Origin of the sequence: Psychrobacter cibarius, assembly GCA_030686115.1 — a bacterium.
Classification (GTDB): domain Bacteria; phylum Pseudomonadota; class Gammaproteobacteria; order Pseudomonadales; family Moraxellaceae; genus Psychrobacter; species Psychrobacter cibarius_C.
Genome location: CP131612.1, coordinates 1,942,181 through 1,966,381 on the forward strand (window position 1 = coordinate 1,942,181; position 24,201 = coordinate 1,966,381).

General features: G+C 44.0%; 16 protein-coding genes and 1 tRNA gene. 9 read left to right on the top strand and 8 right to left on the bottom strand.

Going from position 1 to position 24,201, the window contains the following annotated elements:
* The first annotated feature begins 130 nt into the window (after positions 1 to 130).
* From Q6344_08085 to Q6344_08100, 4 genes are all read left to right on the top strand, one after another.
* On the top strand, positions 131 to 2,452 hold the full coding sequence (locus Q6344_08085; GenBank protein WLG12570.1) for an NADP-dependent malic enzyme: 2,322 nt from the start codon (positions 131 to 133) through the stop codon (positions 2,450 to 2,452).
* Between the two features lie 208 nt (positions 2,453 to 2,660).
* The gene (locus tag Q6344_08090) at positions 2,661 to 3,848 is read left to right on the top strand and encodes a tRNA nucleotidyltransferase (GenBank protein WLG12571.1); all 1,188 of its coding nucleotides are present in this window, start codon (positions 2,661 to 2,663) and stop codon (positions 3,846 to 3,848) included.
* Entirely contained in the window at positions 3,842 to 4,027 is a 186-nt protein-coding gene (locus tag Q6344_08095; protein WLG12572.1) for an SDR family oxidoreductase, read from the top strand. Before Q6344_08090 ends, Q6344_08095 begins: the two co-directional genes overlap by 7 nt.
* Positions 4,028 to 4,122: 95 nt before the next feature.
* Positions 4,123 to 4,199 (top strand) — tRNA-Ile (locus tag Q6344_08100).
* A 242-nt stretch (positions 4,200 to 4,441) separates the two neighbouring features.
* On the opposite strand, the gene Q6344_08105 is transcribed toward Q6344_08100, so the two are convergent.
* From Q6344_08105 to Q6344_08140, 8 genes are all read right to left on the bottom strand, one after another.
* Positions 4,442 to 6,124 carry an NAD-dependent malic enzyme gene (locus tag Q6344_08105; GenBank protein WLG12573.1) on the bottom strand — a complete coding sequence of 561 codons (1,683 nt, stop codon included), beginning with the start codon at positions 6,122 to 6,124 and terminating at the stop codon, positions 4,442 to 4,444.
* A 360-nt stretch (positions 6,125 to 6,484) separates the two neighbouring features.
* Positions 6,485 to 7,192: an ABC transporter ATP-binding protein gene (locus tag Q6344_08110; GenBank protein ID WLG15183.1), complete on the bottom strand. Its 708-nt coding sequence runs from the start codon at positions 7,190 to 7,192 to the stop codon at positions 6,485 to 6,487.
* 88 nt (positions 7,193 to 7,280) lie between these two features.
* Positions 7,281 to 8,564: an ABC transporter permease gene (locus Q6344_08115; protein ID WLG12574.1), complete on the bottom strand. Its 1,284-nt coding sequence runs from the start codon at positions 8,562 to 8,564 to the stop codon at positions 7,281 to 7,283.
* Positions 8,561 to 9,802: an efflux RND transporter periplasmic adaptor subunit gene (locus Q6344_08120; GenBank protein WLG12575.1), complete on the bottom strand. Its 1,242-nt coding sequence runs from the start codon at positions 9,800 to 9,802 to the stop codon at positions 8,561 to 8,563. The genes Q6344_08115 and Q6344_08120 overlap by 4 nt, the downstream gene beginning before the upstream one ends.
* A gap of 332 nt (positions 9,803 to 10,134) precedes the next feature.
* A complete protein-coding gene (locus tag Q6344_08125; GenBank protein ID WLG12576.1) occupies positions 10,135 to 10,992 on the bottom strand; it encodes an ABC transporter ATP-binding protein in 858 nt (285 codons plus the stop codon).
* A 15-nt stretch (positions 10,993 to 11,007) separates the two neighbouring features.
* Positions 11,008 to 11,994 carry an iron ABC transporter permease gene (locus Q6344_08130; protein ID WLG12577.1) on the bottom strand — a complete coding sequence of 329 codons (987 nt, stop codon included), beginning with the start codon at positions 11,992 to 11,994 and terminating at the stop codon, positions 11,008 to 11,010.
* A 47-nt stretch (positions 11,995 to 12,041) separates the two neighbouring features.
* Positions 12,042 to 12,899: an ABC transporter substrate-binding protein gene (locus Q6344_08135; GenBank protein ID WLG12578.1), complete on the bottom strand. Its 858-nt coding sequence runs from the start codon at positions 12,897 to 12,899 to the stop codon at positions 12,042 to 12,044.
* Positions 12,900 to 13,049: 150 nt separating this feature from the next.
* Positions 13,050 to 14,183, bottom strand: coding sequence for a ChuX/HutX family heme-like substrate-binding protein (locus Q6344_08140; GenBank protein ID WLG12579.1), 1,134 nt, complete (start codon positions 14,181 to 14,183; stop codon positions 13,050 to 13,052).
* Positions 14,184 to 14,663: 480 nt separating this feature from the next.
* On the opposite strand from Q6344_08140, the gene Q6344_08145 reads away from it, so the two are divergent.
* From Q6344_08145 to Q6344_08165, 5 genes are all read left to right on the top strand, one after another.
* Positions 14,664 to 16,844 (top strand): TonB-dependent receptor, encoded by a 2,181-nt coding sequence (locus Q6344_08145; protein ID WLG12580.1) that lies wholly within the window; start codon positions 14,664 to 14,666, stop codon positions 16,842 to 16,844.
* 102 nt (positions 16,845 to 16,946) lie between these two features.
* Entirely contained in the window at positions 16,947 to 18,221 is a 1,275-nt protein-coding gene (locus Q6344_08150) for an HmuY family protein (GenBank protein ID WLG12581.1), read from the top strand.
* A gap of 348 nt (positions 18,222 to 18,569) precedes the next feature.
* Complete coding sequence (locus Q6344_08155; protein WLG12582.1) at positions 18,570 to 19,697, top strand: siderophore-interacting protein; 1,128 nt, start codon at positions 18,570 to 18,572, stop codon at positions 19,695 to 19,697.
* Between the two features lie 359 nt (positions 19,698 to 20,056).
* On the top strand, positions 20,057 to 22,345 hold the full coding sequence (locus Q6344_08160; GenBank protein WLG12583.1) for a TonB-dependent receptor: 2,289 nt from the start codon (positions 20,057 to 20,059) through the stop codon (positions 22,343 to 22,345).
* A gap of 112 nt (positions 22,346 to 22,457) precedes the next feature.
* Positions 22,458 to 24,170 carry a multidrug ABC transporter permease/ATP-binding protein gene (locus Q6344_08165; GenBank protein ID WLG12584.1) on the top strand — a complete coding sequence of 571 codons (1,713 nt, stop codon included), beginning with the start codon at positions 22,458 to 22,460 and terminating at the stop codon, positions 24,168 to 24,170.
* The last annotated feature ends 31 nt before the right edge of the window (positions 24,171 to 24,201 follow it).

The following is a 24,201-nucleotide window of genomic DNA, read 5'->3' on the forward strand; positions in this document are numbered from 1 at the left end:
ACTTTAAATTATTAACTGTTTAGCGTCACGTTGCCCTTAGAGGATTATTATTCCATGATTTTTTGAGGGTAAAACGTTATTTTTATCTCCATTTACTTTATTCCAATTTATTCTAACCATGGCAATTATTATGAATGACGATACCACTTTGAATACGGATAACCTTAGTACAGAAAAAGAGCAGTTTGAACAAGCTGCCTTACATTATCATGAGTTCCCACGTCCAGGCAAAATCTCTGTCACCCCTATTAAGCAGTTGGCAAACCAACGTGACTTAGCACTTGCCTATTCACCAGGTGTGGCAGTTCCTTGTCTTGAGATTCAAAGAGATCCGACGTTAGCGGCTAAATATACCGCCCGTAGCAACTTGGTTGGTGTTATCACCAACGGTACAGCGGTACTGGGTCTAGGTAATATCGGGCCATTGGCATCGAAGCCTGTAATGGAAGGTAAAGGGGTTCTATTCAAAAAATTCGCAGGTATCGATGTTTTTGATATTGAAATTGCACAAAATGATCCAGACAAATTCATCGAAGCTGTTGCCTCTCTTGAGCCTACTTTCGGTGGCATCAATCTAGAAGACATCAAAGCACCAGAATGTTTCAAAATTGAGCGTGAATTACGTAAGCGCATGAACATTCCAGTATTTCATGATGACCAACATGGTACGTCAATCATTGTTGCAGCAGCGATGCTCAACGCGCTATTGATTACTGGCAAAAAAATCGAAGAGATTAAAATCGTCTGTTCAGGTGCTGGTGCTGCTGCCATTTCTTGTTTAGATATTATTTGCGCACTTGGTGTAAACAAAAATAATATCTTTGTTTCAGATTCACGCGGTATCATTACGACTATCCGTGAAAATCTTGACGAAACCAAACAGCGCTATGCGCGTGAGACGACTGCGACCACTATCGACGAAGTGATGGATGATGTCGATATGTTCCTTGGTCTATCGATGCCTGGTACGTTATCTGAAGATATGGTTCGCCGTATGGCAAAAGACCCTATCGTCTTTGCACTTGCTAACCCAACGCCTGAGATCATGCCAGAATTGGCGCACGCCGTACGTCCAGATGTCATCATGGCAACGGGTCGCTCAGACTATCCAAACCAAGTAAACAACGCTTTATGCTTCCCTTATATCTTCCGCGGCGCATTAGATGTTGGTGCCACGACTGTTAACGAAGAGATGAAAGTTGCTTGTGTAAGAGCTATTGCTGCGATGGCACACGTTGAAGCAACGCCGACCACCAGCGCTAGAAACATTGAAAAAATGCAAAGTTTCGGTCGTGATTACCTAATTCCAGGACCTTTAGAGCCAAACCTAATCATCGAGATCGCGTCTGCGGTCGCTCAAGCTGCGATGGACTCAGGCGTTGCAACCTTACCTATCGCTGATATGCAAGCTTATCGTCAGCGTCTGTCTGAGTTTGTCTATAACTCTGCATTCGTGATGAAACCAATCTTTGCTCGCGCTAAAGCCGATCCGAAACGTATCGTTTACTGTGAAGGTGAAGACAATAATATCTTACTTGCTGTGCAAGTGGTCGTTGATGAAAAGCTAGCCCAACCTATTTTAATTGGTCGTCCTTCAGTCATCGAAGCCAATATCGAAAAATTAGGGTTACGTCTAAAAGATGGTGTGAACATCTCTATCGTCAATATCGATGACGATCCTCGTTATAAAGACTACTGGCAGGGTTACTACGAGAAGAACAAACGTCTTGGTGTGAGTATTGAACTTGCTCGTCGTGATGTTCGTCGTAAGACCACATTGATCGGCTCACTATTGGTCGAAAATGGCGCTGCAGATGGCATGGTATGTGGTACGTTTAGCCATTATCAGTTGCACTTAAAATATGTACAAAGCGTTATTGGCAAAAAAGAAGGTGTGAACGACTTCTATGCTATGAATGCGGTACTCATGCAAGATCGTAATATTTTCATCGCCGATACTTATATCCACGAAGATCCAACGGCTGAACAATTGGCTGAAATGACTGTCTTGGCGGTTGATCAATTACGTCGCTTTGGCATTACACCACGTGTCGCGCTCGTTTCTCATTCTAACTTTGGCGCTTCAAATCGCACCAGTGCTGTAAAAATGCGCAAGGTCTATGAACTGCTAACAGACATGAATGTAGACTTTGAATTCGACGGCGAGATGCAAGGTGACGCCGCGTTGAATGAACATATTCGTTTAAACAACATGCCATCAAGTCCATTAAAAGGTGCTGCAAATCTGCTCATCTTACCAACACTTGACGCCTCAAATATTGCCTTCAACTTACTCAAGACAGCAACTGGTAGTGCCTCTATTGGTCCTATTTTATTAGGTACTAGCAAACCGGTACATATTCTCACACCATCAGCAACTGCACGTGGTATCGTCAATATGACTGCTCTTTCCGTTACTGAAGCTCAAGATTTAGCGAGCGAAAATCAGTAATTCATCCTGCGCTACCTAGGTAGTATGTGTTATCGAGATGGTCTCTATTATTCATTTATAGAGACCGTCTGCTATACTAAAACCAGTCAATGCTATTAAACAGCGTTGGCTGGTTTTTTTTGCTTGTTATACATTGGCTAAGACGCAACGTAGCCTTATTCAATATCAGTCATCACTTGCTCAATAAAAATAAAAGATAGAGGCATTCATGCAAATTTACCTTGTCGGCGGTGCGGTACGCGATCAACTGTTAGCACGTCCTATTAAAGATAAAGATTTTGTCGTCGTTGGTGCAACTGTAGCAGAAATGCTTGATGCAGGGTTCCAGCAAGTGGGTGCAGATTTCCCTGTATTTTTGCACCCTAGTAGCCATGAAGAATACGCACTGGCACGCACTGAACGCAAAGAAGGCTTGGGGTATAAAGGCTTTAGCGTACATGCCAGTCCTGACGTCAGCTTAAAAGAGGATCTACAACGTCGAGACTTGACGATTAATGCCATGGCGATAGAAGTCACCAGCTTAACTGATGATACGCCTATCAACGGTGACGTCATTGACTATTATGGTGGCATGGCTGATATAGAAAGCAAAACCTTGCGTCATGTATCAGGTGCATTTAGCGAAGATCCTCTACGAGTGCTTCGAACCGCTCGCTTCTATAGCCGTTATTATGACCTAGGTTTTGTCATTGCTGATGAAACTTTGACGTTGATGCGCCAATTGGTTGACTCTGGAGAGCTTGCGCATTTAAGTGCAGAGCGCATTTGGCAAGAATCTAGCCGTGCAACCATGCAGCTATCGCCGCACGTATACTGGCAACAACTGTTTGAGATTGGTGCGCTCACAGAATATTTTGCCCCACTACATGAAGCTTGGACTAATACTCAGATACGTGAAACGGTACAGACTGCGCTATATTTCGCAGGGCAAATGAAATTGAACTTGTCACAACGTTGGGCGCTATTAATGAGTAGCCTTAATTCATTTTTATTTACCTCAGAACATACAAATGAAAACGTAAATAAAGCAGCCAATATAAAAGGTATCAATGGTATAGGCAACGCCGCTAAGGTACCAAAGGCACACACTCAATTTTCGACTCTCTTCGCTCAGCAAGTCGCAAAGCTAAGCACAATACACCATTTAAGCGCGGCTGAAAAAATTGATCTCATACAAACTTGCGGCGCTCATAAAGAGCCTGATAAGTTATCGCAGCTATTAGTGACCAGCCACGTGTTGCAATTGGCAACACAGCACCGTCAGATGATGCTAGCACTGAATAGCTTTCATGCCATTAGTATGCAGGATATTGACTCAGCACTAACAGGCCCTGCGATTGGTACGGCATTACGACAAGCCAGAATTGAGCACTTGCAAGTACGAAACCAATGTTAAGAAAATTTAAAAAGATGCAGCAGCGCGATATCATTGACTCAATTCCTATGCAGCGTATAGGTCGACCTGACGAGATTGCCCATCATGTGTTGTACCTAGTACAGGCAAATTATGTTACTGCTGAGATTATTACTGTTGATGGTGGTCGCAGCCTGACATTGGCTGATAGTCATATTTGATAGAAAAGTAGAGCATCATAAAAAATATCTTGATTACTACCTATCTTTTACTTGAAAAATTAAAAAATTCAGGTATCATTGTCCGTCTAGCGTTAGGGCCCATAGCTCAGTTGGTTAGAGCAGAGGACTCATAATCCTTTGGTCGTAGGTTCAAGTCCTACTGGGCCCACCAAATTCAAACCCTTACAGCCATTGGCTTGTAAGGGTTTTTTATTGTCTAGAATTTAATAGAAAACAATCATTGAACTATGCTGAAAAACCGGTAAAAGTAAACTTGCTAAACTAATAGATTGGATAGCAGTAAAAAAGGTTGCCAACACTATATGTAATATAGCGTTAGCAACCTTTTTTCATTTAGTGTTTTACTTAGATAATGTGCCTAATATTAGAATTTGTTATATCTAATTTCTAACATTAGAAAGAAGTACGGCGATAATTACGATATTCAGGCAACCAAAAATTCGCTTTTAATCGACGTTGTAAATTCTCCGCTGTGATAGGTAGTGCTAGCTTATCTTGAGCCGCTTGCAATGCCACCGCATACGCTATTTTTTCACTGATCTCTCTGATAACTTTAATCGGCGGTAGGATGGCACCAGGTGCTTTTTCGTATTCCATTGATATATCTGCAAGGGCTTGGCTTGCCGCCATGAGCATATTATCGCTGATACCCGTTGCCCGTGCTGCTAAAACACCCAGACCAATACCGGGGAAAATATAGCTGTTATTACACTGAGAAACCTCGAAAGACTGACCTTCAAAAGTGGTATGAGGGAAAGGGCTACCTGTTGCAACAATTGCCTGACCCTTGCTCCAATTAGTCACTTCTTGCGGGGTCGCTTCCACACGAGACGTGGGGTTTGAAAGTGGTAATACAATAGGATGTTCAGTATTAACACACAAAGATTCAATCACCTCTTGGGTGAACAGACCTTTTTGTCCACTGACGCCGAATAATACGGTTATTTTTGCTTGTTTAACCACTTGCGCTAAACCGAGTTTCTTACTTTTATCCCAGCTTTCAATAGCGGATTCTTTTTGTACTAACGGTTCTTGGAACTTTTGTAGCTCCGTCATGTTATCAGTAAGCAGGCCATAGCGGTCAACCATAAATACTTGGCTGCGAGCCTGCGCCTCCGTCAACCCTTCACGCTGCATTTGGCGAATGATATGCTCAGCAATACCGCAACCAGCAGACCCTGCCCCTAAAAATGCGATTTTTTGTTGGCTAAGCTTTTGGCCTTTATTTAAGCACGCAGCGATTAAAGTACCGACTGAAACCGCAGCAGTGCCCTGAATGTCATCATTAAAGCAGCATAATTGGTCACGATATTTATTCAATAATGGTGTCGCGTTCTCTTGGGCAAAATCTTCAAATTGTAATAATGCCTCAGGCCAACGACGTTTAACGGCTTGAATAAATAAGTCGACAAACTCATTATATTCATCACCAGAAATGCGTGGGTTTCTCCAGCCCATGTACATAGGATCGTCAAGTAGCTGTTGATTATTGGTACCAACATCCAACAAAATTGGTAGGCAATAAGCTGGGCTAATACCACCACAAGCGGTGTACAAAGCCAATTTACCAATGGGAATACCCATACCACCAATACCTTGATCCCCTAGACCTAATATACGTTCGCCGTCAGTGACAACGATTACCTTCACATTTTGTTTGGTAGCATTTTGCAGCATGTCATCGATTTTATGGCGCTCAGGATATGAGATAAATAAACCACGTTTACGGCGATAAATTTGCGAGAATTTTTCACATGCTTGACCAACCGTCGGGGTATAAATGAGCGGCATAACCTCTTCAATATGCTGCTCAATTAGATGGTGAAATAAGGTTTCATTGGTATCTTGTATGTTACGCAAGTAAATATGCTTATCCATATCATTAGTGAATGAGCGCAGTTGATGATAAGCGCGTAGTGATTGCTCTTCAATTGTCTCAATGTTATGAGGTAATAGCCCAGTTAAATTAAAGCTATCGCGCTCTTCTGATGAAAAAGCACTGCCTTTATTTAGTAAAGGAGTCTCTAAAAGAGCGGGCCCTGCAACGGGAATATATAAAGGACGCTTGTTTGACATAATGTAATCTTCTTATTAAAGGCATATGAGTGAAAGCCATACTGAGTGAAAGCTATGCTAGTGCTGCATTATACATAGCATCTACTGGTATTTAACAATAGATAACAAAATCATTTTGAATGAACATGACTCTAAAGGTGATGGCACGAATACATTGACCTAGAAATATAGATATATTTAGCTTTTACCTTAAGTTTTTATAAAAAAGGGTTTTTGATTATTGGGTGTTTTCTATGAGATTTCATACAATCGAAGCCGCTACCTTTATTGATGTCAGTATTGACGGCGGTATTTATAGAAATCTTTGTTAAGCAGATAAGTAATCCGCCAATATGACTTTTATTATCACTACGATATTTTTCAATTATTTAAACTATCACTATCAATACGACCATCAACCAAATTAATCGTTCGATCACAAGATGCTGACAAGCGTGGATCATGGGTGACCAGCAATACCGCGCAATCACGTTCCTGATTGACTTTGCGGAACAACTCAAACACTTCTCTAGCCGTCACGGTATCCAGATTACCTGTAGGTTCATCAGCCAATAGCAATGCCGGTTCGGTTATCAAGGCGCGTGCAATGGCAACACGCTGTTGCTGACCACCTGATAGCTCGTTAGGTTTACTGTCAGCAAAGCGCTCTAACCCAACCGCTGCCAGTAGCTCGCGCGCTTTTTGGATAGCAAGCTTATTTGGACGACCCCTTGTCAATGTTAGCGGCATTAAGATATTGTCTAATGCACTAAACGCTTGAATCAGATGATGAAATTGAAAGACAAAGCCAATACTACTGCCACGCAAAGCGGTGCGACCAGCATCATTCATAGCGCTGGTTGCTTGACCCAATAGATATAGCTCACCGCTGGTTGGCTGATCTAGTAACCCTAGTACATTTAGCAAAGTGCTTTTACCTGAACCAGAAGGACCAATCAGGGCAGCAAAGTCGTTATTGCTGATGGTTAAGTCAATACCGTGCAGCACCTCAATCTCATTAGGTTGACCGATATTATAAGAATTTTTTAGTGCCTCTAAACGCAGAACTTCGTGAGATTGACTGGACATAGGAGTTGACGTCTTATTAAAAGGATTGGCAGAAACATTGTTAAATTCACTGTTAAATTCATTATTAAAAGTGTCGCTAGAATCATGATTAGACATAACGAATAGCCACCACTGGATCAAGTGCTGCTGCGCGCCGCGCTGGAATAGCAGCTGCTATCACACCAGTTAGCGTGGCTAACGACATAGTCACTAAGATCAGGTTTATCGATATGGGAATGGTAAATATGTCGGGCCCAAAAGTATTAAAAGACCAGACCAATACATAGCTGACACCACTACCGACAATAGAGCCTAACAAGCCAAATATAGCCCCTTGAATTAAGAATATTCGTAGGATTTGCTGACGAGTTGCACCCATGGCTCGTAAGATACCAATTTCGCGCGTACGCTGAACCACACTGACCGACAGCACACTGGCAATGCCAAAAGCTACTGAGATCGCCACAAAAACGACAATCATATTACTAGATAAACTTTGAGCCGTGAGACCACTCAGCAGTTGGGCGTTGGTTTCAATCCAGCTTTCTGCTTGCAATGAGGTCAAACGACCCACTTGTGCAGCGATTTCCTCCGCCTCAAAGATATCTTCAACCGTCAAATCAATGACTGTGATACCGCCCGGTAGGTTGAGTAATGACTGCGCTTGTTTTAGGTCTAGATACACGTAGCGCGCATCAAGCTCTCGTACGCCGAGCTCGAATATACCAGCGATATTGACTACAGCGCTGTTGTTATTAATGTTGCTACCAAGGTTGTTACTCAAATTATTACTGGGACTACTATCGCCATCGTCTTGACCAGTATCTAAGCGCAGTTTACTACCGACCTCTACACCCAAATCTTTAGCCAGCTCGCTACCAATCAATACATTATCTGCGCCCACTCGCAGCTCACCACTGATTAAGTATTCATTAAGTGGGATTATATTCTGATAACGCACCAAGTCAGTACCTACTAGTATTACCGACTCTAATGCCTCACCACGCCGGACAAACCCAGGCCCAGACACGTTTGGCGATACGGCAGTTAATAAGGGCAGTTGATCTAGCGTGTCAGTGATTTGCTGCCAATTATTAATAGAACGTAGCCGCTGTGGACGCTTGTCTTCTTGTATCAGTTGCAGCGTATCATCAGCAGATGGCGCTATTAGGTTGACTTCGTCTGGCGCTACTAAGCGAATATGTGCCTGACTGCCGAGGGTACTGTCAATAAGGTTGGTCTGTAATCCTTGGATGAGTGCGGTGATAAATATAATAACGGCAACACCTATCGCCACTCCAAGAGTAATCATCAACGACTGTATGCGTCCCTCGCGTAAAAAACTGATGGCAATGTTGGCATCAATCCATAGTCTACCGAAAAAAGCCGTCAATTGACTGTCTCCGCTGCTTGGCTCTTATCACTTATAGTCTTCATCTTGTCAGCATCAGGAGCGGCAAAAGGTGCTGCTTGAAGCGCGGTTCTCACTCTTTTTCCATCAGCCAGTGAGACTGTCGCATCACCCAATATCTCATCGCCTGCGCTCAGTCCTAAGAGCACCTCTGATGCTGATAGCCCGCGTAACCCTAATTTCACTACTCGACGTTGTATTTTACCATCACGCAATAATAATACTTCGGCGCTGTCTTCTTTAACATTGGCTAGTGCATCATTAGGAATGACTAAGGCTTTTGCGCGTTGATCCGTTTCGATATTCACTGATACCGTCATGTCTTGACGCAAAAAATCAGGTACAGGATCGACGGACAATCTCACCTCTACCGTACCGCGTTGCGGATCTATACTTGGTGCAATGAAACTAATACGTACGGGAAACGGTTTATCCGGATAGGCATCGGCAATAGCAACAGCTGGTTGCTGCAAAGCCAACCGAGATAAATTACGTTCATCAAGCGGTACTCTTATTTCAGTCTTACCATCGAGGGCAATAGTAAACAAGCTCTGACCTGGTTGCACCAAATCACCTACCTCGACATTACGGGTCAGAATAGTGCCTGATACTTTGCTACGTACTTGCGCTTTATTGAGCTGAGCCTGCAATGCTGCGATACGAGCACGTAATAAATCTTCTTCAACACCACCAGAGGAGAGTGCATTCGCTCTCAGGCGTGCATTTTCAAGATTATTGCGTGCTTGGGCTTGGGATTGAATCGCTTGCTCCATTTCCTCATCAGAGATGGCTGAGATAGCAGCCAATTCGCGCCTACGCTCGACATTACGGTCAGCTTGCGCCAACGCTACTTTGGCATTGGTCAAATCCACCACTGCTTGTGGACGAGTGCTACTAATCAATTCCGCCAACTCGGCTTCTGCTTGCCGCACTTGGGCTGCAACGTCATCGGAGCTTAGTACCAACAATAAATCTCCTGCAGCGACTTGTTCGCCTTCTGCTACCCGTCGCTCTAATATAACACCTGATATCTCGCTACCAATGTCAGTATTCGATACGGCAACTATCCGTCCAGTCGCTACGACCGTCTGCACCAAAGGCATCGAAGATATTCTATAGCTTGGTAATAGTGGTCCTTGCCACCAGCGAAAGGCAAAAAAGCCCGCAACAATGATGAGCAGTAGTGCGCTAACAATCAGTTTATAAGGAATAGCGCGCAATGAGTTTCTCCCGTTCAGAACAAATATCTAGTGGTTTACAGTTTCTACTAAATCCGATCGTTATGCGAGTTTACTGCAACATTTTTTAGGTTTAAAATTATTTATTAACTGAAAATCATCCTGTTAGTATGGTTATATTTTGCATGGTTATATTAAGAGTATTTGATTCACTACAATAGTTAAGATGTAAAAAACCCCTTCATACTATTATTTATATAGCATGAAAGGGTTTTTACTGCCGAATAAATCAGTGCGATATATACAGATTAAAAAGCCAAGTTGATCATCAAATACCTATCGTAAAGTCAAAATAATAGCTCAAGTGCTCAGAATCATACAAACACCAAGCCATCTTCAGTTTGATGCACCTTAATGTCGACATCATAAACATCGCTTAGTTGCGAGCGTGTCATCACTTCACTAGGCGTTCCTTGTGCAACCATTTGTCCACCGTTTAATAGCACCACTTCATCAGTATAGCGATGCGCATGGGTCAAATCATGCAACACAACCAAGATACTTTTGCGTTGCTGTCGCACCAAATTATGCAAATAATGAAGTAAAAAACGCTGATGGCGAATATCAAGATGATTGGTCGGCTCATCAAACATCATGATTTTAGTGTCTTGCATTAGCGCCCTTACGATAGCCAAGCGCTGCTTTTCACCGCCTGATAAGGTTTGCACGCGGGCACTGACCAAACTTGATAACTCAAAATCTTGTAGTAAACGTTGCGCGCGCTCAACATGATGGCTATTTGGGCGCTGATACCATGCAAGATTTGGCGAGACTCCTAACAGCGCATAATCCAATACCGTTAACGGCAGCTCAAAACGCTCATGTTGTCCAACCCAAGCGATATGACCATCATTCATGACCTCGTTGATCGGCTGACCGTAAATCGTAATGTGACCATCCGTTTTAAGCGCGGTTCCTGTGTGTTGACCTAAAACCGTATGCAACAACGTACTTTTACCCGCGCCATTTGGTCCGATAAAGGCGACCAGCTTTTGGCTTGGCACGGTTAGTTTGTCTATCTTTAACAATGTTTTATGACCATGCGAGATATGAATATCTTGCATCGACAACAGCTCGCCTGCATCACTACTCTTGATATCACTACTATTTATACGACTGTCTCGACTCGCTGGTGATGTCTTTGATATAGCCGTAAAAAATGAATGAAACATAAATACTCTCTCCAATTAGCGGCGGCTACTACGCACAAACAGCCAAATAAAGAATGGACCGCCAAGCAACGCTAAAACGATGCCAACGGGCACATCCACTGGATAAGCAACATGCCGCGCCGCGCCATCAATGACGAGTAATAATATCGCCCCAAGCCAGCCAGACCAAATCATGAGACGCATACGTCCGCCACCAAACAGAATAGCTAATAGGTTTGGTACCATCATGCCAATAAAACCAATGACGCCTGCTAAAGACACCGCTGCCCCTGTTAATAATGCCGAGGCAATCACGACCAAACAACGAACCACACCCACTTTGATACCCAAAGATTTAGCAGCGGCTTCACCAAGCATCAGTCCATCCAACTGACGACCTAATGGCAATAAAATTGCTAACCCCAATAACATAGAGACAATCGAATAACGCAGCGGTACAAAGCCCGCTTCCGCCATACTGCCTGACAGCCAATTGGTCGCGGAACGCAGCACCATGTCATCAGACATGAATAAAATTAGGCTGACCACCGCCGCACAAAAAGCACTGATGACAAATCCCAATATCAGCAAGCCCATCTGCCCACCACCCAAAAACCGATGACAAGCGAGAATAAACAAGCACACCAATACACTTCCAGTAAACGCCGCAAGCGGTATCCCAATGCCGCCAAACCCCAATGCCAGAACCAAAACAACACCAAGCGCTGCGCCACCTGATGTACCGATTAAGCTAGGGTCCGCTAAAGGATTTTCAAATAAAGCCTGTAATGCTGCACCACTAACTGACAACGCCATACCAACCAGTAATGCCGTCACCACACGCGGATAACGCAGCTGCCAAATAGTATCGTCAAGATGGCTAGGGCTTGACCATTCGCCAAAGCCAATACCAAGCGCCAACCAAATTAGTAGCACAGATATGACAGCGGCAGTAATATAGTAGATGCTAGGTTTATGTTTTCCAGTTTGTGTAGAGATAGAAGCAGAAATCGTATTTGCCATGTGAGATGTCATTTTGTTGAATATGAGATAAAGGATTTTTGCTTAGGCTATTTTGCTACAGTGTTCAGCTTTTTTAAGACGTCAGGCGAATGCAAGCCATAACGCAGAAAGTCATCGGCTGGCCAAAAGTGTACGCCGCCCTTCTTGCCTGCGGCACTTGCTGCAATCTCTGGACGTTTGCTAAATTTACTGACCCCGCCGACCACTGCCTGATTATGATCAGCAATAATGATCACATCGGGCTTGGCTGCCAGCCAGCCTTCACGTGACATGGGTTTTAACCCAGATACATTGGCAGCATTTATCCCACCCGCACGGCGAATCAACTCATCCCCTACCGTACCCTTACCTGCAACAATACGACCATCGTAACTTAATAAATAACGCTTACCCGTCTTTGCCATTGGACTCATCCCTGTATTCCAACGCTTCGCAAGCTGCGACCCTTCAGCTTTTTTATCAACATAACTGCCGATAGATTTAATACTGTTGGCAAAGGTGCTTACCTCTTCTTTAGGCGCGACATTGACGGCTTTAACTTTTAAGCCGTTTAAGCGCTGATAAATGCTCACTGGCTGTACCATATAACTGCCGAGCACTAAATCAGGCTTGACCGCCAACACAGACTCGGCGGTGATATTACGGTGCATACCCACGGCTGGCACGCTCTTTAACGCTGGATTATGATTGGTCGCATCTTTACCAACCAACTTATTGGTCGCTCCTAGTGCCACCACGACGTCTGCAACATCGGGGCTCATCGCGACAATACGATCATAAGCTTGGGCAGAAAGTGAGGGCGCGGCAAATGCGCCAATAATAGCCGCAGTACTGATAGCACGACTCATCAATTTTTTATTTATCACTGCGTGAGTGATTACTGTTTTTGATAATGCAGAAGACATAAGCATTCCTAATTTGCTAACGTAAAAAATGACACTATTAACAGAACCATTAACGTGTATTAAGCATCCCAAATAACTCACACAACAGCTATGACTTATCCGTTATGTGAGTGTCAATATCGCAAAATTTGCTGATTTTTTATGACGGGTTTACACGCTCTCTTCTTCAGGCATTGCAACTGCTGCTAAGGCTTCTGCATATGGATGCGCTTCGATGACCGTCGAGACAATTTGCTGCCAGGCTTCAAGCTCAGGCGTGCCTTCAATTCGCTGACCAAACACGCTAAAGATACTGACGCCGTGATCATCAAAACCTTCGATACAAGTCACGATGCCGTCTTTGGTTGGGCGCTTGACACTCCACAGTTGCGCCAATGCTTTGTCTTTTAAATGCAGCGTAAAGTCATTATGGTCTTTATCTAAAATATTGAACCAATCGCCCATGCGCTTGAGCGTCTGCACGGTGCCAGTCTGAATCTGCACCAGACCGCTATTACCGACAAAAATCATAATCGGACATTTCGCATCACGCGCTTGCTCAAATACCGCTTCGACCGCGCTAATATCAAGCTGCTGCGTCATCTGCTCTGGTGCTTGATAGTAGCTACTAGCACGATCGATATCGAGATTTTTTAATAATGAGTGGAATTGATGCACGTCTGTCATTGCTTGCCAGCCTTGCTGTAACTGCGTACGCTCCTCTTCACTTAATGCCTTGTAACGCCAGTCATTTAGCGGCTCTTGTGCCTCTAACGTCAGCGTCTCATTATTCACCGTTTGCTGCTGCTCCTGAATCATCGCTTGCCAGCGCGCAATAGTCTCAGCGCTTAACTCTCGTAGATAGACTTTATCAATCGCACCGCCTTGCGCGTTATAGAATTGAATACTATAAGAGGGTTTATCGGCGCGGCTGGTATCCGTTACCGCCAGCATATGCTGCCATTGCCACATGAAGAATCGCAAATCTAGACCACCCACATTGAGTGCCAATCCCATCTTTTCACCAAGCTTAAGATTATGATATGGCGCGGTTTTTTCATGCACGGCTAGCTCGTTTCTGACGATGCTTTCCATGTCACCAAAGTTCTCAAATTGCTTTAATACAGTTTTGCACTGATCACCAATATACTGGCTATAAGGCGAGGCTAACATCAGTTCAAACTCGCTGATACCTAATGCAGCCGCGCCTTCTGTGGGAAATAGCATCGGCGTTTTTGCTTTTAATGCTTGGTACTGTTGCCACAGCTCAGTATTTTTTTTGGTTAACGATAACGGTTGACTCATGATGGTCTCCATAAAATAAATAGCAGTAAAAAAGCCAATGATCTTGGCTATGTAGTATTGAGATATGAACATCTTCAGAAAATAGCAGCGACGATGCCTATGATTAATATTTGATAAAAATAATGCCTGCTGTACTACAGTGCCCGCAATGATGCAGCAAGGGTATATTTATCAAGCAGGCTGTTAGCAATTATCGCTTCTATTTCATCATTTATAATTTTATCTCTAGGCTTCAGACGAAATCATTATGGCAACATTTTTTCACTTTGTAAATAATAATAATTATCATTTACATCTTGATAATTATTATCGTTTGAAATACTATGTCTGGGCTTTGTTACTTAATCTAGTGAATCAAGTAACCAAACCTTTAATAATTAATACTATGAAACGGTCGCTTTAGATCGCTCTTTTTGTAGCAAAAGGTCTTTAAGCAGCGCGACTTTCTTACTTTCTCTTTTTACGATGGCTGTTTTACTTATGTCAATTTTAGCGTTTGATTTATCGTTGACTCATACGGGACTAGACACCCATCCCTCACTGCTGCGTCGTAGCCCATTAGCCATAAGTGTGGCATTAGCATTGTTTGCATTCACGTCAGTTTTAGCCCAAGCAGCGCCTATTTTCGCAGAGACGAATGGTGATATGACCGACGATGCAGCCATGCCGAGCACACGTTTAGACCCTATCGTGGTAACGGCGACTCGCTCTGAGCGCGCTTTAAGTGATTCGCCAGTTGCCCTGCAAGTACTTAGCCGCCAGCAGCTCGATGACAACCATGCTCATACTTTAAAAGAAGCGCTGGCCTTGTTGCCCAATGTCTACTTACGTGAAGTCCACGGCAAGACAGGTTACGAAGTCAGCATGCAAGGCTTCACAGGTGATCAAGTATTGGTGTTGATTGACGGTTTACCGATTACAGCAAGCACTGGCTCGACAGTAAACTTGAATCAATATATGAATATGGATATCGAACAGATAGAGGTGGTACAAGGAGCGGCATCAGCGCAGTTTGGTAGCGCAGCGATGGGCGGTGTCATTAATATCATCACCAAACCCATTGGCGCGGCAACAGGACATATCACCACCGAGATTGCCAGCAATGGGCAGCAAAATCCATCTGGTAGAAAGCTAGATGCCAATAAGCGCTATGTAGAAGCCAGCGTGGAAGGGGCTTTGGATAAAAACCAGCGCTTTCACGCGCGTCTATCAGGCTCGTATCTGGACAATAATGGTTTAAGCTTAGATCATGAAGCATGGCCCAGATTAAAAGATGCCAGCGAGCAATCACAAGTCAGTGCCCGCCTCAGCTACCGCCCTGACGGTAACGACACATCAGGTAATAACAATGACCGCAACGATAGCCGACTGGTCAAAAATTCTCAATATTGGCTAGAAGCCAGCCACTATAAAGAAGATGATATTAGTCGCTTTAATTATTATGTCGCGCCGCGCTATTTGGCACAGCAAAGAGATGAGCACATCACCAAGCAGCGCTTTAGTGTCGGGGCACGCGCTGATATCGCGCCGCATGTCGATGATCGCAGCAAGACTTATCGATTGTCAGCTCAAGCGCTGCATGAGGAATATCAAAGCGAATCCAATACTAAAACACAACAAGCCATCACTAGTGCCCGTGATACAGAGATTAGTACGACGTTGGCGCAAGCCCAGCTCGATCTACCTGAGCTATTGCTATCCGATAAGCACCTTCATCTTATCCAAGTCGGCGGTCAGGTTCAGCAAGACAAGTTAAGCCAAACGAAAAACCAAGTCAGCGAGCTTATCAGCGATGACGTCAGCCGTGATGTCGGTGAGCTGTATCTACAAGATGATTGGCTGATCGGCGATAACTGGGAAGTATTGAGCGGTATTCGCTATCAAAACGATGAAGACTTTGGTGGCCATACTGCACCAAAAGTGTCACTCAAATACAACCATTTGGATGCAAGCGGGCGCGACCATGTCTTTCGTAGCAGCATTGGCGGTGGTTATCGCGTGCCCAACCTGAAAGAACGCTACTACGTCTTTGACCATAGCAATTTGGGTTATAAAGTCATGGGCAACCCCGACTTGCAGCCTGAAACCTCAACCAGTTACCAGATCGGCTATCAAGGTCAGCTGAGCGACACCATGAATTTGACGGTCAATGGTTTTTATAACGAGATAGATGACCTGATTCAGACCGATGAAGACAATGCGAGCTTTGAGGGAAATATCGCCATTTATAAATATATGAACGTCGATAGTGCCAAAACCTATGGCGGCGATATTGGCCTTGACTGGCAAGTGGACGAGCGCGCCAAACTACAAGCCAGCTACGCTTACCTCAAGACGCATAACAATGTCACCGATACCGAGCTGACCTATAAGCCCAATCACAAAGCGATGCTGGCACTAGATTATCAAATCAATGACAAATTACAGCTGATCCCGCGCCTCAATTATGAATCCAAACAGCTGATTAGTACCAGCGAGCAAGCGTATTCACCCTCTTGGTGGACACTCGATAGCAAGCTCAATTATGACGCAACTGCAAACTTGAGCTTGTATGCAGCGATTAATAATATCTTTGATGTGCAGCGTGATGTTACCGATACCAGTGACTACCGTCCCATTGATAATCGCGAGTGGTTACTTGGCGCCAGCTACCATTGGTAAGCTTTTACGTCACAATCATTCTAAAGCAAGTGTATTTGTACCGCTATTTTTACCCTTATTTTGTACCCTCTATCTGAAACCACAACCATCAAGGAAGCTGATATGACCCTCATTCTCCCAGCAGTTCACACCAAGCCGACCAAATTGGCATTACTGTTTAGTGGCAGTATTTTAGCACTCAGCATGACCGGTTGCGGAGGCGGCAGTGATGGCTCGAGTAGTGGCAATACCGGAAATGGCGATAATGGTGGTAACACGCCGCCTGTTAGCACTGCCAGCTTTAGCGAAACGGCTACTTGGCAAGTCACCAATCTAGCGCCTGATACTGCAACCTGTTATGACTTTGATGCCAAAGCTGAAAGCTCGTGTGCTGAGGATAAGTGGGATATCAAGTTTGATAACCAAGCGCGTTCGGTCAAGCTTTGGTCAAATAGCGGTGATTCTGGCGCAGGTAAAGGCGGCGTTTTTGGTTTAATCGATTGGTCAGATCTGAGTCGTTATAGCAATGCAACTCAAGATCCTGATACCAGTCGTGATATTACCATGCACTACAATGAAGACCGTAGTGGTGGTATTTTTGATGCACAGCCTTGGTTTGAATACAATTTAAAAGACAACCATCAGCTCTACCCGAACAATCGTGTCTACCTTGTCACCACAGATAATAGCAGTGCCATGACAGACAGCAGCGTCCAGCAGCCTATTTATGCCATGCAGATTACCAACTACTATAATAATGCTGGAACCTCGGGCTACCCTACTCTGCGCTGGATTGATACGGCGCTACCGAACAAGGTACAGACGAAAACTATCGATGCCTCAAACAATGATAACTGGGTCTATTTTGATCTAACCACAGGACAAAGTAGCGCCGATAAAAACAGCTCTTGGCAGATTGGCTTTAAGCGTAATAGCGTCATTTTAAATGGTGGCGATTCTGCGATTGGCACTAATAAAGGCAAAGTTGGTGGCTTCTTATCAAAAACACCAATAGGGTATTATGATGATAAAGGTGAACCCATTGTCAGTAAGTTTATGACCGATGGTAGTGCGGCGACTTTAACCGACCTTACCAACACCGCTGTGTACGATAAACCGATGAGTGCCAGAAGCTGGGTCATTGATAGTAAAGGCTCGGATCTCAACCCTGCTTATACGGGTAATTTCCCGAACCTAGACTTTGGCTGGTATACCTACAATGGCATGACCCATCAACTAAATGCCAAAGCGGTTGACAGCGCTCAAGGCGCGCTCATTAGATCTGCTGAAGGCAATAGCTATGCCCGCGTGCGTTTGGATAAAATCAATTACCCTGATAGCTCAGCGACGACTGCGACCTCATGGGAATTTAAAATAGACATTCAGCCTGCTCCTTAACACTCTACTGTTCGACTTTAGCTCGCCCAACCCTTTTTTGTAAGCTATCAAACCTTGCAAAAACGGGTTGGGTGATAACGTTTATATACAGTTTAAGAGTCACCACTGCCAATCATTACAAGAAAGCTATTAGTCATTCGATAACACCAGTCCTTTTATGATTGTAAATAAATTAACCTATGGTATATTATCGTAATAAAAATCTAGATGACATTAATAATCATTAACATTTTCATGTTTTATGCTTATTAACTATTACATTTCCATCTTGCCCTTAACCAGCAGCCAATCATTTTTAAAAAAAATTTTGCTGAACAATTATTTGAATTTTGGCTTGGACGACATCTTATGGCTCAACCACTTACTCAGTACGATTTCGATAAAACACTGCTCGACATGGCTGACAAAGCCCAGTTTATGAGTCATGTCAATGAAGAGCATCAAGATGAACTCGCGATGTTTATCAATGCCTTTACTACCACAGCAGTGAGTGAGCACGAGATCGCCTCGATAACAGAGCTGTATACTGATGGGATACTAATGGATGTCACAACCGCCCATCATGACTACGATACCTTAACAAACAGCAGCAAGCTCAGCCGTCAATATTTTATCGATTTTACAGTTCCTATTAGTGACTCTATGACGCTACAAGAGCAATATATAACGCTACTGCAAACATCTGCCAATAAGCTTGGCAAGCGCACGATTAAGCTTCAAGAACAGCGTTTTACGGTCATTAATGGCTATTATGCCAGCCCCAATATGTATCGACTGCTGGTAACCGCACCCGATAGTACGCCACTCTCTCATCCGGGCTACGCGTATTTGTTTGAGCTGGATGCGGACGGTCTATCTGCTACAAAGCACCAGCCCAAAGATAGCGACAAACCTTTACAGCGCTACTATACCTTGCGAAAAGCATGGCGAGATTCGAGCAGCTCGTCCGTCCAAGCGTGGATAGACGTTTATACTCATGGCGATACGGCAGGAGGCAATTGGGTGCGCGCGCTTGACTGTGGCACTCAAATCAAAACAGTACGTGAATATCCAGAGAAAATAGAACATCTCAGCACTGGTCAGTGCTTACTCATCTGTGATGAAACCTCTTTGCCTACGGTGGCCAATCTATTGGAAAACTGGCAGAATCCATTGCCGCCCCTCGTCATTGCCATCACTAATGATCCAGACGATATCCGTTACTTACACACCCTCACACTCAGTAATCAACTACGCCATAATGCGCATTTTTTGCAAGATAATGTGTGCCAGCTGGTTAATACCCCAACAACTAATATTACTGAGCAAATAATGGCATTATTAAATACACAATTTGCGCGACTGCCTGTCAAAATTGACAAAGTATGGGGCGCGCTAGAAGCAGCGGATATCAAATCATTACGACAGCAACTAAAGGCAACCCTTAGGTTATCACGTCAGGATATGGTTATTAAAGTCTATTGGCGAGCTCAATAATCATTATGTTTTTTGTAAGTAGCATATCTCTATAAACAGCACCTTTTCATAAGTGGCATTTTTTGTAAACAGCAAACATTTAATAAGTAGCAAACATGTAGTCATAAACAGAAAGCATTTAGCCACGTACCGACCGCTTATGCTGACTGCTAAATTGAGCTAATAACAATCGTTGCTGCTGGTATAGCGCGACTAATCAACATAGCGTGACTGACCAACTTTAGACGACTTACTACTTTGCCTAACGAAAACGTACACTTAATACGATAAAAATATATTGAGATTTAATCCAGTAATATATTGTAATGAAAATGATTATCATTATAATAAGCATTTAATCTTATGTGCTGGAAATATTCATGCAACTGTCTCGCTTATACTCTGCTTTATTTCGCCCTACTCTATTGAATATGTCTCGTCATCCCTTGTCATTAAAATCACTGTGCTCATCTTGTCTGTCCACATCGGTAATACTACTGGGTGCAAGCCAAGCCGCGTGGGCACAAACAGATTTAAATGCTGACGCTCAATCCGATACCCCAAGCGTGGTACTCGATGAGATTGTCGTGACCAGTAGTGCTGATGCATCAGCCGATGGGTTGCCAGATGCCTATGAAGGTGGTCAAGTAGCAACCGGAAGCCGCGTCGGAATCTTGGGCAATCAAGACATCATGGACACGCCGTTCTCCACTACCTCATATACCAATGAGTATATCGGCAATCAACAAGCCCAAAGTGTGGGCGACCTGCTCAAAAAAGACCCGACTGTTCGTGTCGCTAGAGGCTTTGGCAACTTTCAAGAAGCGTACTTTATGCGCGGCTTTGTCACAACCTCTGATGACACTATGTATAACGGTCTATACGGCATATTGCCAAGGCAGTATATCGCAACGGAATTGTTCGAGCGTGTTGAGGTTCAGCGCGGGGCATCCGCCATGCTCAATGGCGCAGCACCCAGTGGTGGTAACGCCGGTGGTACGATTAACCTGCTGCCCAAACGAGCTGGCAATGACCCGCTACGTAAGGTGACACTCGGTTATGGTCAGGGCGATCAAGGCAAAGTTGCCGTAGACGTCAGTGATCGCTTTGGTACTGATGATGCGTTTGGCGTTCGCTTTAATGCCGCTTATCAAGATGGCGACAGCGCGATTGATGATGAATCTTCAACACTGGGTCTGGCAGCGTTAGGATTAGATTATAGAGGCGATCAGTATCGACTATCAGCTGATTTGGGCTGGCAAGACAACAAACTCAAAGAGACCCGTCCTAGTGTCACACTTGCTGGTGTTTCTAGAGTACCAAAAGCACCAGACGGCTCAAAGAATTGGGCGCAGCCTTGGACGTATTCAGATGAAGAAGATGTCTTTGGTACCATTCGAGGAGAATATGATTTTAATGATAACGTCACCGCTTATGGTGCTTACGGTGTGCGAAGAGGCGAGGAAGAAAACTCACTGGCCAATCTAACCGTCAACAATGTTGATGGTGCGGGCACGTTTTATCGCTTTGATAATTCTAGAAAAGATTTGGTACAAAGTGCCGAGCTCGGTCTGCGTGGTAAATGGCAAACAGGTGAAGTGGCTCATAATTGGGTACTAGCAGCGGATCTCTATGACCAAGAAGAAAAAGGGGCGTTCGCCTATGATTTTGGTAATCAACCCGCAACCAATTTGTACCATCCCACCGACTACGCTGAGGTCCCTTTTACAAGCACAGCAATCTTCGGTGGTAACTTAGACGATCCAAAACTAACCAACGAGAAGCAATTCCAAAGCTTTGCGCTAGCCGATACCATATCACTGTTCGATGACAAACTAAAAACCACTTTAGGCGTGCGTCATCAGAATTTAAAAACCACCAGCTATGATCCTAATACTCAAGTACAAACTGCTGATTACGATAAAAGCGAGTGGACACCAAGTATTGGTATTGTCTATCAACCGAGCATGGACTGGTCTGTTTATGGTAACTATATCGAAAGCCTAGCGCCAGGTGCAAGGGCACCTCTGACTAATAATGGTGGTGCTGTCACCAATGGTGGTCAAAATTTAGACCCTTATGTGAGTGAGCAAACTGAAGTTGGCGTTAAGTATGACAATGGTTTGATTGGCAGTAGTTTGGCAATATTCCGCACTAATGAGCCGCGTGCTTATTTCAATGACGCCAATACGTTTACCGCTGCTGGAGAAAATCGACATCAAGGGGTGGAATTGACTGTATTTGGTAGCCCAAGCGAAAACATGCGCTTCAATGCTGGTGTTACTTACTTAAATGCTGAGCAAAAAGACACGGGCGATGTGACGTTCGACGGCAACCGAGTCATCGGACTGCCCACACTACAAAGCAACGTCAACCTAGAATATGATTTAGCAGCAGTTGAAGGATTGACGGTGACCGGTGATATCATTCACACAGGCGCACGTTATGCCGATGCCGCCAACAGCTTAAAAGTTGACGGTTATACCACGCTAGATCTAGGTGCTCGCTACAAAACCATGCTCGCTGGACAAGACGTGACGCTAAAAGGAGTAGTTACTAATATTACTGGTGAAGACTATTGGCAATCAGTGGGTGGTTATGCGGGTGCTGGGTATTTAAATGCCGGTGAGCCTACTGCCCTAAAAGTATCAGCGACTTTCGACTTTTAAGACATGCAGATTAAACCACGTTTATAAGACTTAAATAAAAGGGATTAGGCACAACCTACTCCCTTTTATGCCATCAAAAATACGCAAAAAACCATTCTATTATTGAGCCATTATGTCCTCTCACGCCACCGTTTCTTTATATCAGATGATTTGGGCACACTATCGCCTGCCCTTTCTTAAAGTTATTTTCCTTAATTTGGTGAATGCGGCGGTCAGTGTGGGCATCATTGCCTATATCAATCACACCTTTATCAGTCAGCCTGTTTTTAATACCTTATCGTGGGCGAGCTTGGGTCAATTTTCAGCTTTGGTGGTGCTGCTGTTAGTCACGACCTTCGCATCACAATATGCACTGACTCGTTTGGGGCATCAGTTCGTCTACGAGCTTAGAACCAAGCTGGTCAAACAAATCATCGACACTAAAGTTCCGCAAATAGATCATTTGGGTAGCGCACGATTACTCGCCAGCCTGTCCTCAGACATCCAATCAATTACCGTCGCCTTTGTGCGTATGCCAGAGCTGGTGCAAGGCGTTATTTTATCGGTTGGTGTCGCCCTTTATTTAGGCTGGCTGTCGCTGCCATTATTATTGATTGTCATGTTTTGGATTGCGATGACGATTTGGATAAGCACCATTTTAGTGAAGCATGTCTATACTCATTTAAGAGAGCTCAGAGAGATCAATGATCTTTTATATGAGGACTATCAATCCATTATAGATGGTCGCAAAGAGCTGGCGCTTAATCAACACCGCGCCGAAAAACTCTACAAACATGATTTTTTAAATCATGCCAAGTCTTATCAACATCGAGTGATTAAATCGGATACCTATCATTTATCCGCAGTGAATTGGTCGAATATTATGATGTTCGCAGCCATTGGTGTGGTGTTTGCCGTGTCAAATTATCTTGCTATTCCAATGGGTATTGCCACCACTTTCTCTTTAACCATCCTATTCATGCAATCACCCATCCTCCATGCCGTCGGTGCGTATCCGACCTTACAAACGGCACAAGTGGCGCTGGATAAAATACAATCTTTAGAATTGGCGGAGTACCAATCAACCTTTACGACGGATATTGTGGTAAACAACTGGCAGTCCATATCATTCAATGATATTGGCTATCGTTATGCAAGTATTGATACCGATGCAAACGAGGTAGTGGTCAAAGAAAATGAAAATTCTACCGATATCCTAAAATCGGTTAATCTGACTTTGAAACGTGGCGATGTGGTGTTTTTAATCGGGGCAAATGGTAGCGGAAAATCTACGCTTGCCAAGATTATTACAGGCATTTTCACCCCTAGCATCGGTGCTGTAAAAATAGACAGCCAGCGCGTTGATTCACAGAATAATGCCGATTATCGACAGCTTTTTTCTGCCATTTTTAGCGATCAGCATCTTTTTAAACAACTGATTGGTAGAGAGGGAAAGCAGCCTGATGAAGCACTCGTAAATACATGGCTACACAAGCTCAATTTACAAGATAAAGTCAGCGTAACTGATAACCAATTATCGACCGACAAGCTATCACAAGGACAACGCAAGCGCTTGGCCATGCTCATTGCCGTGGCTGAACAAAAAGACATACTGCTACTCGATGAATGGGCGGCTGACCAAGATCCTGCCTTTCGCCGAGTGTTTTACCAAACACTGATACCTGAACTCAAAGCCTTGGGTAAAACGCTGTTTATCATCAGTCATGATGATGGTTACTTTGAGCATGCAGATCGATTATTACTGATGAAAGAAGGCAGACTCATTGAGTTAAATGCTGAAGAGCGGCAACGTGCTAGTGCCGATGCTATTGCTATGTTGACGTAAATGCTGGCTTAGTAAAAAATTAATGGCGAAC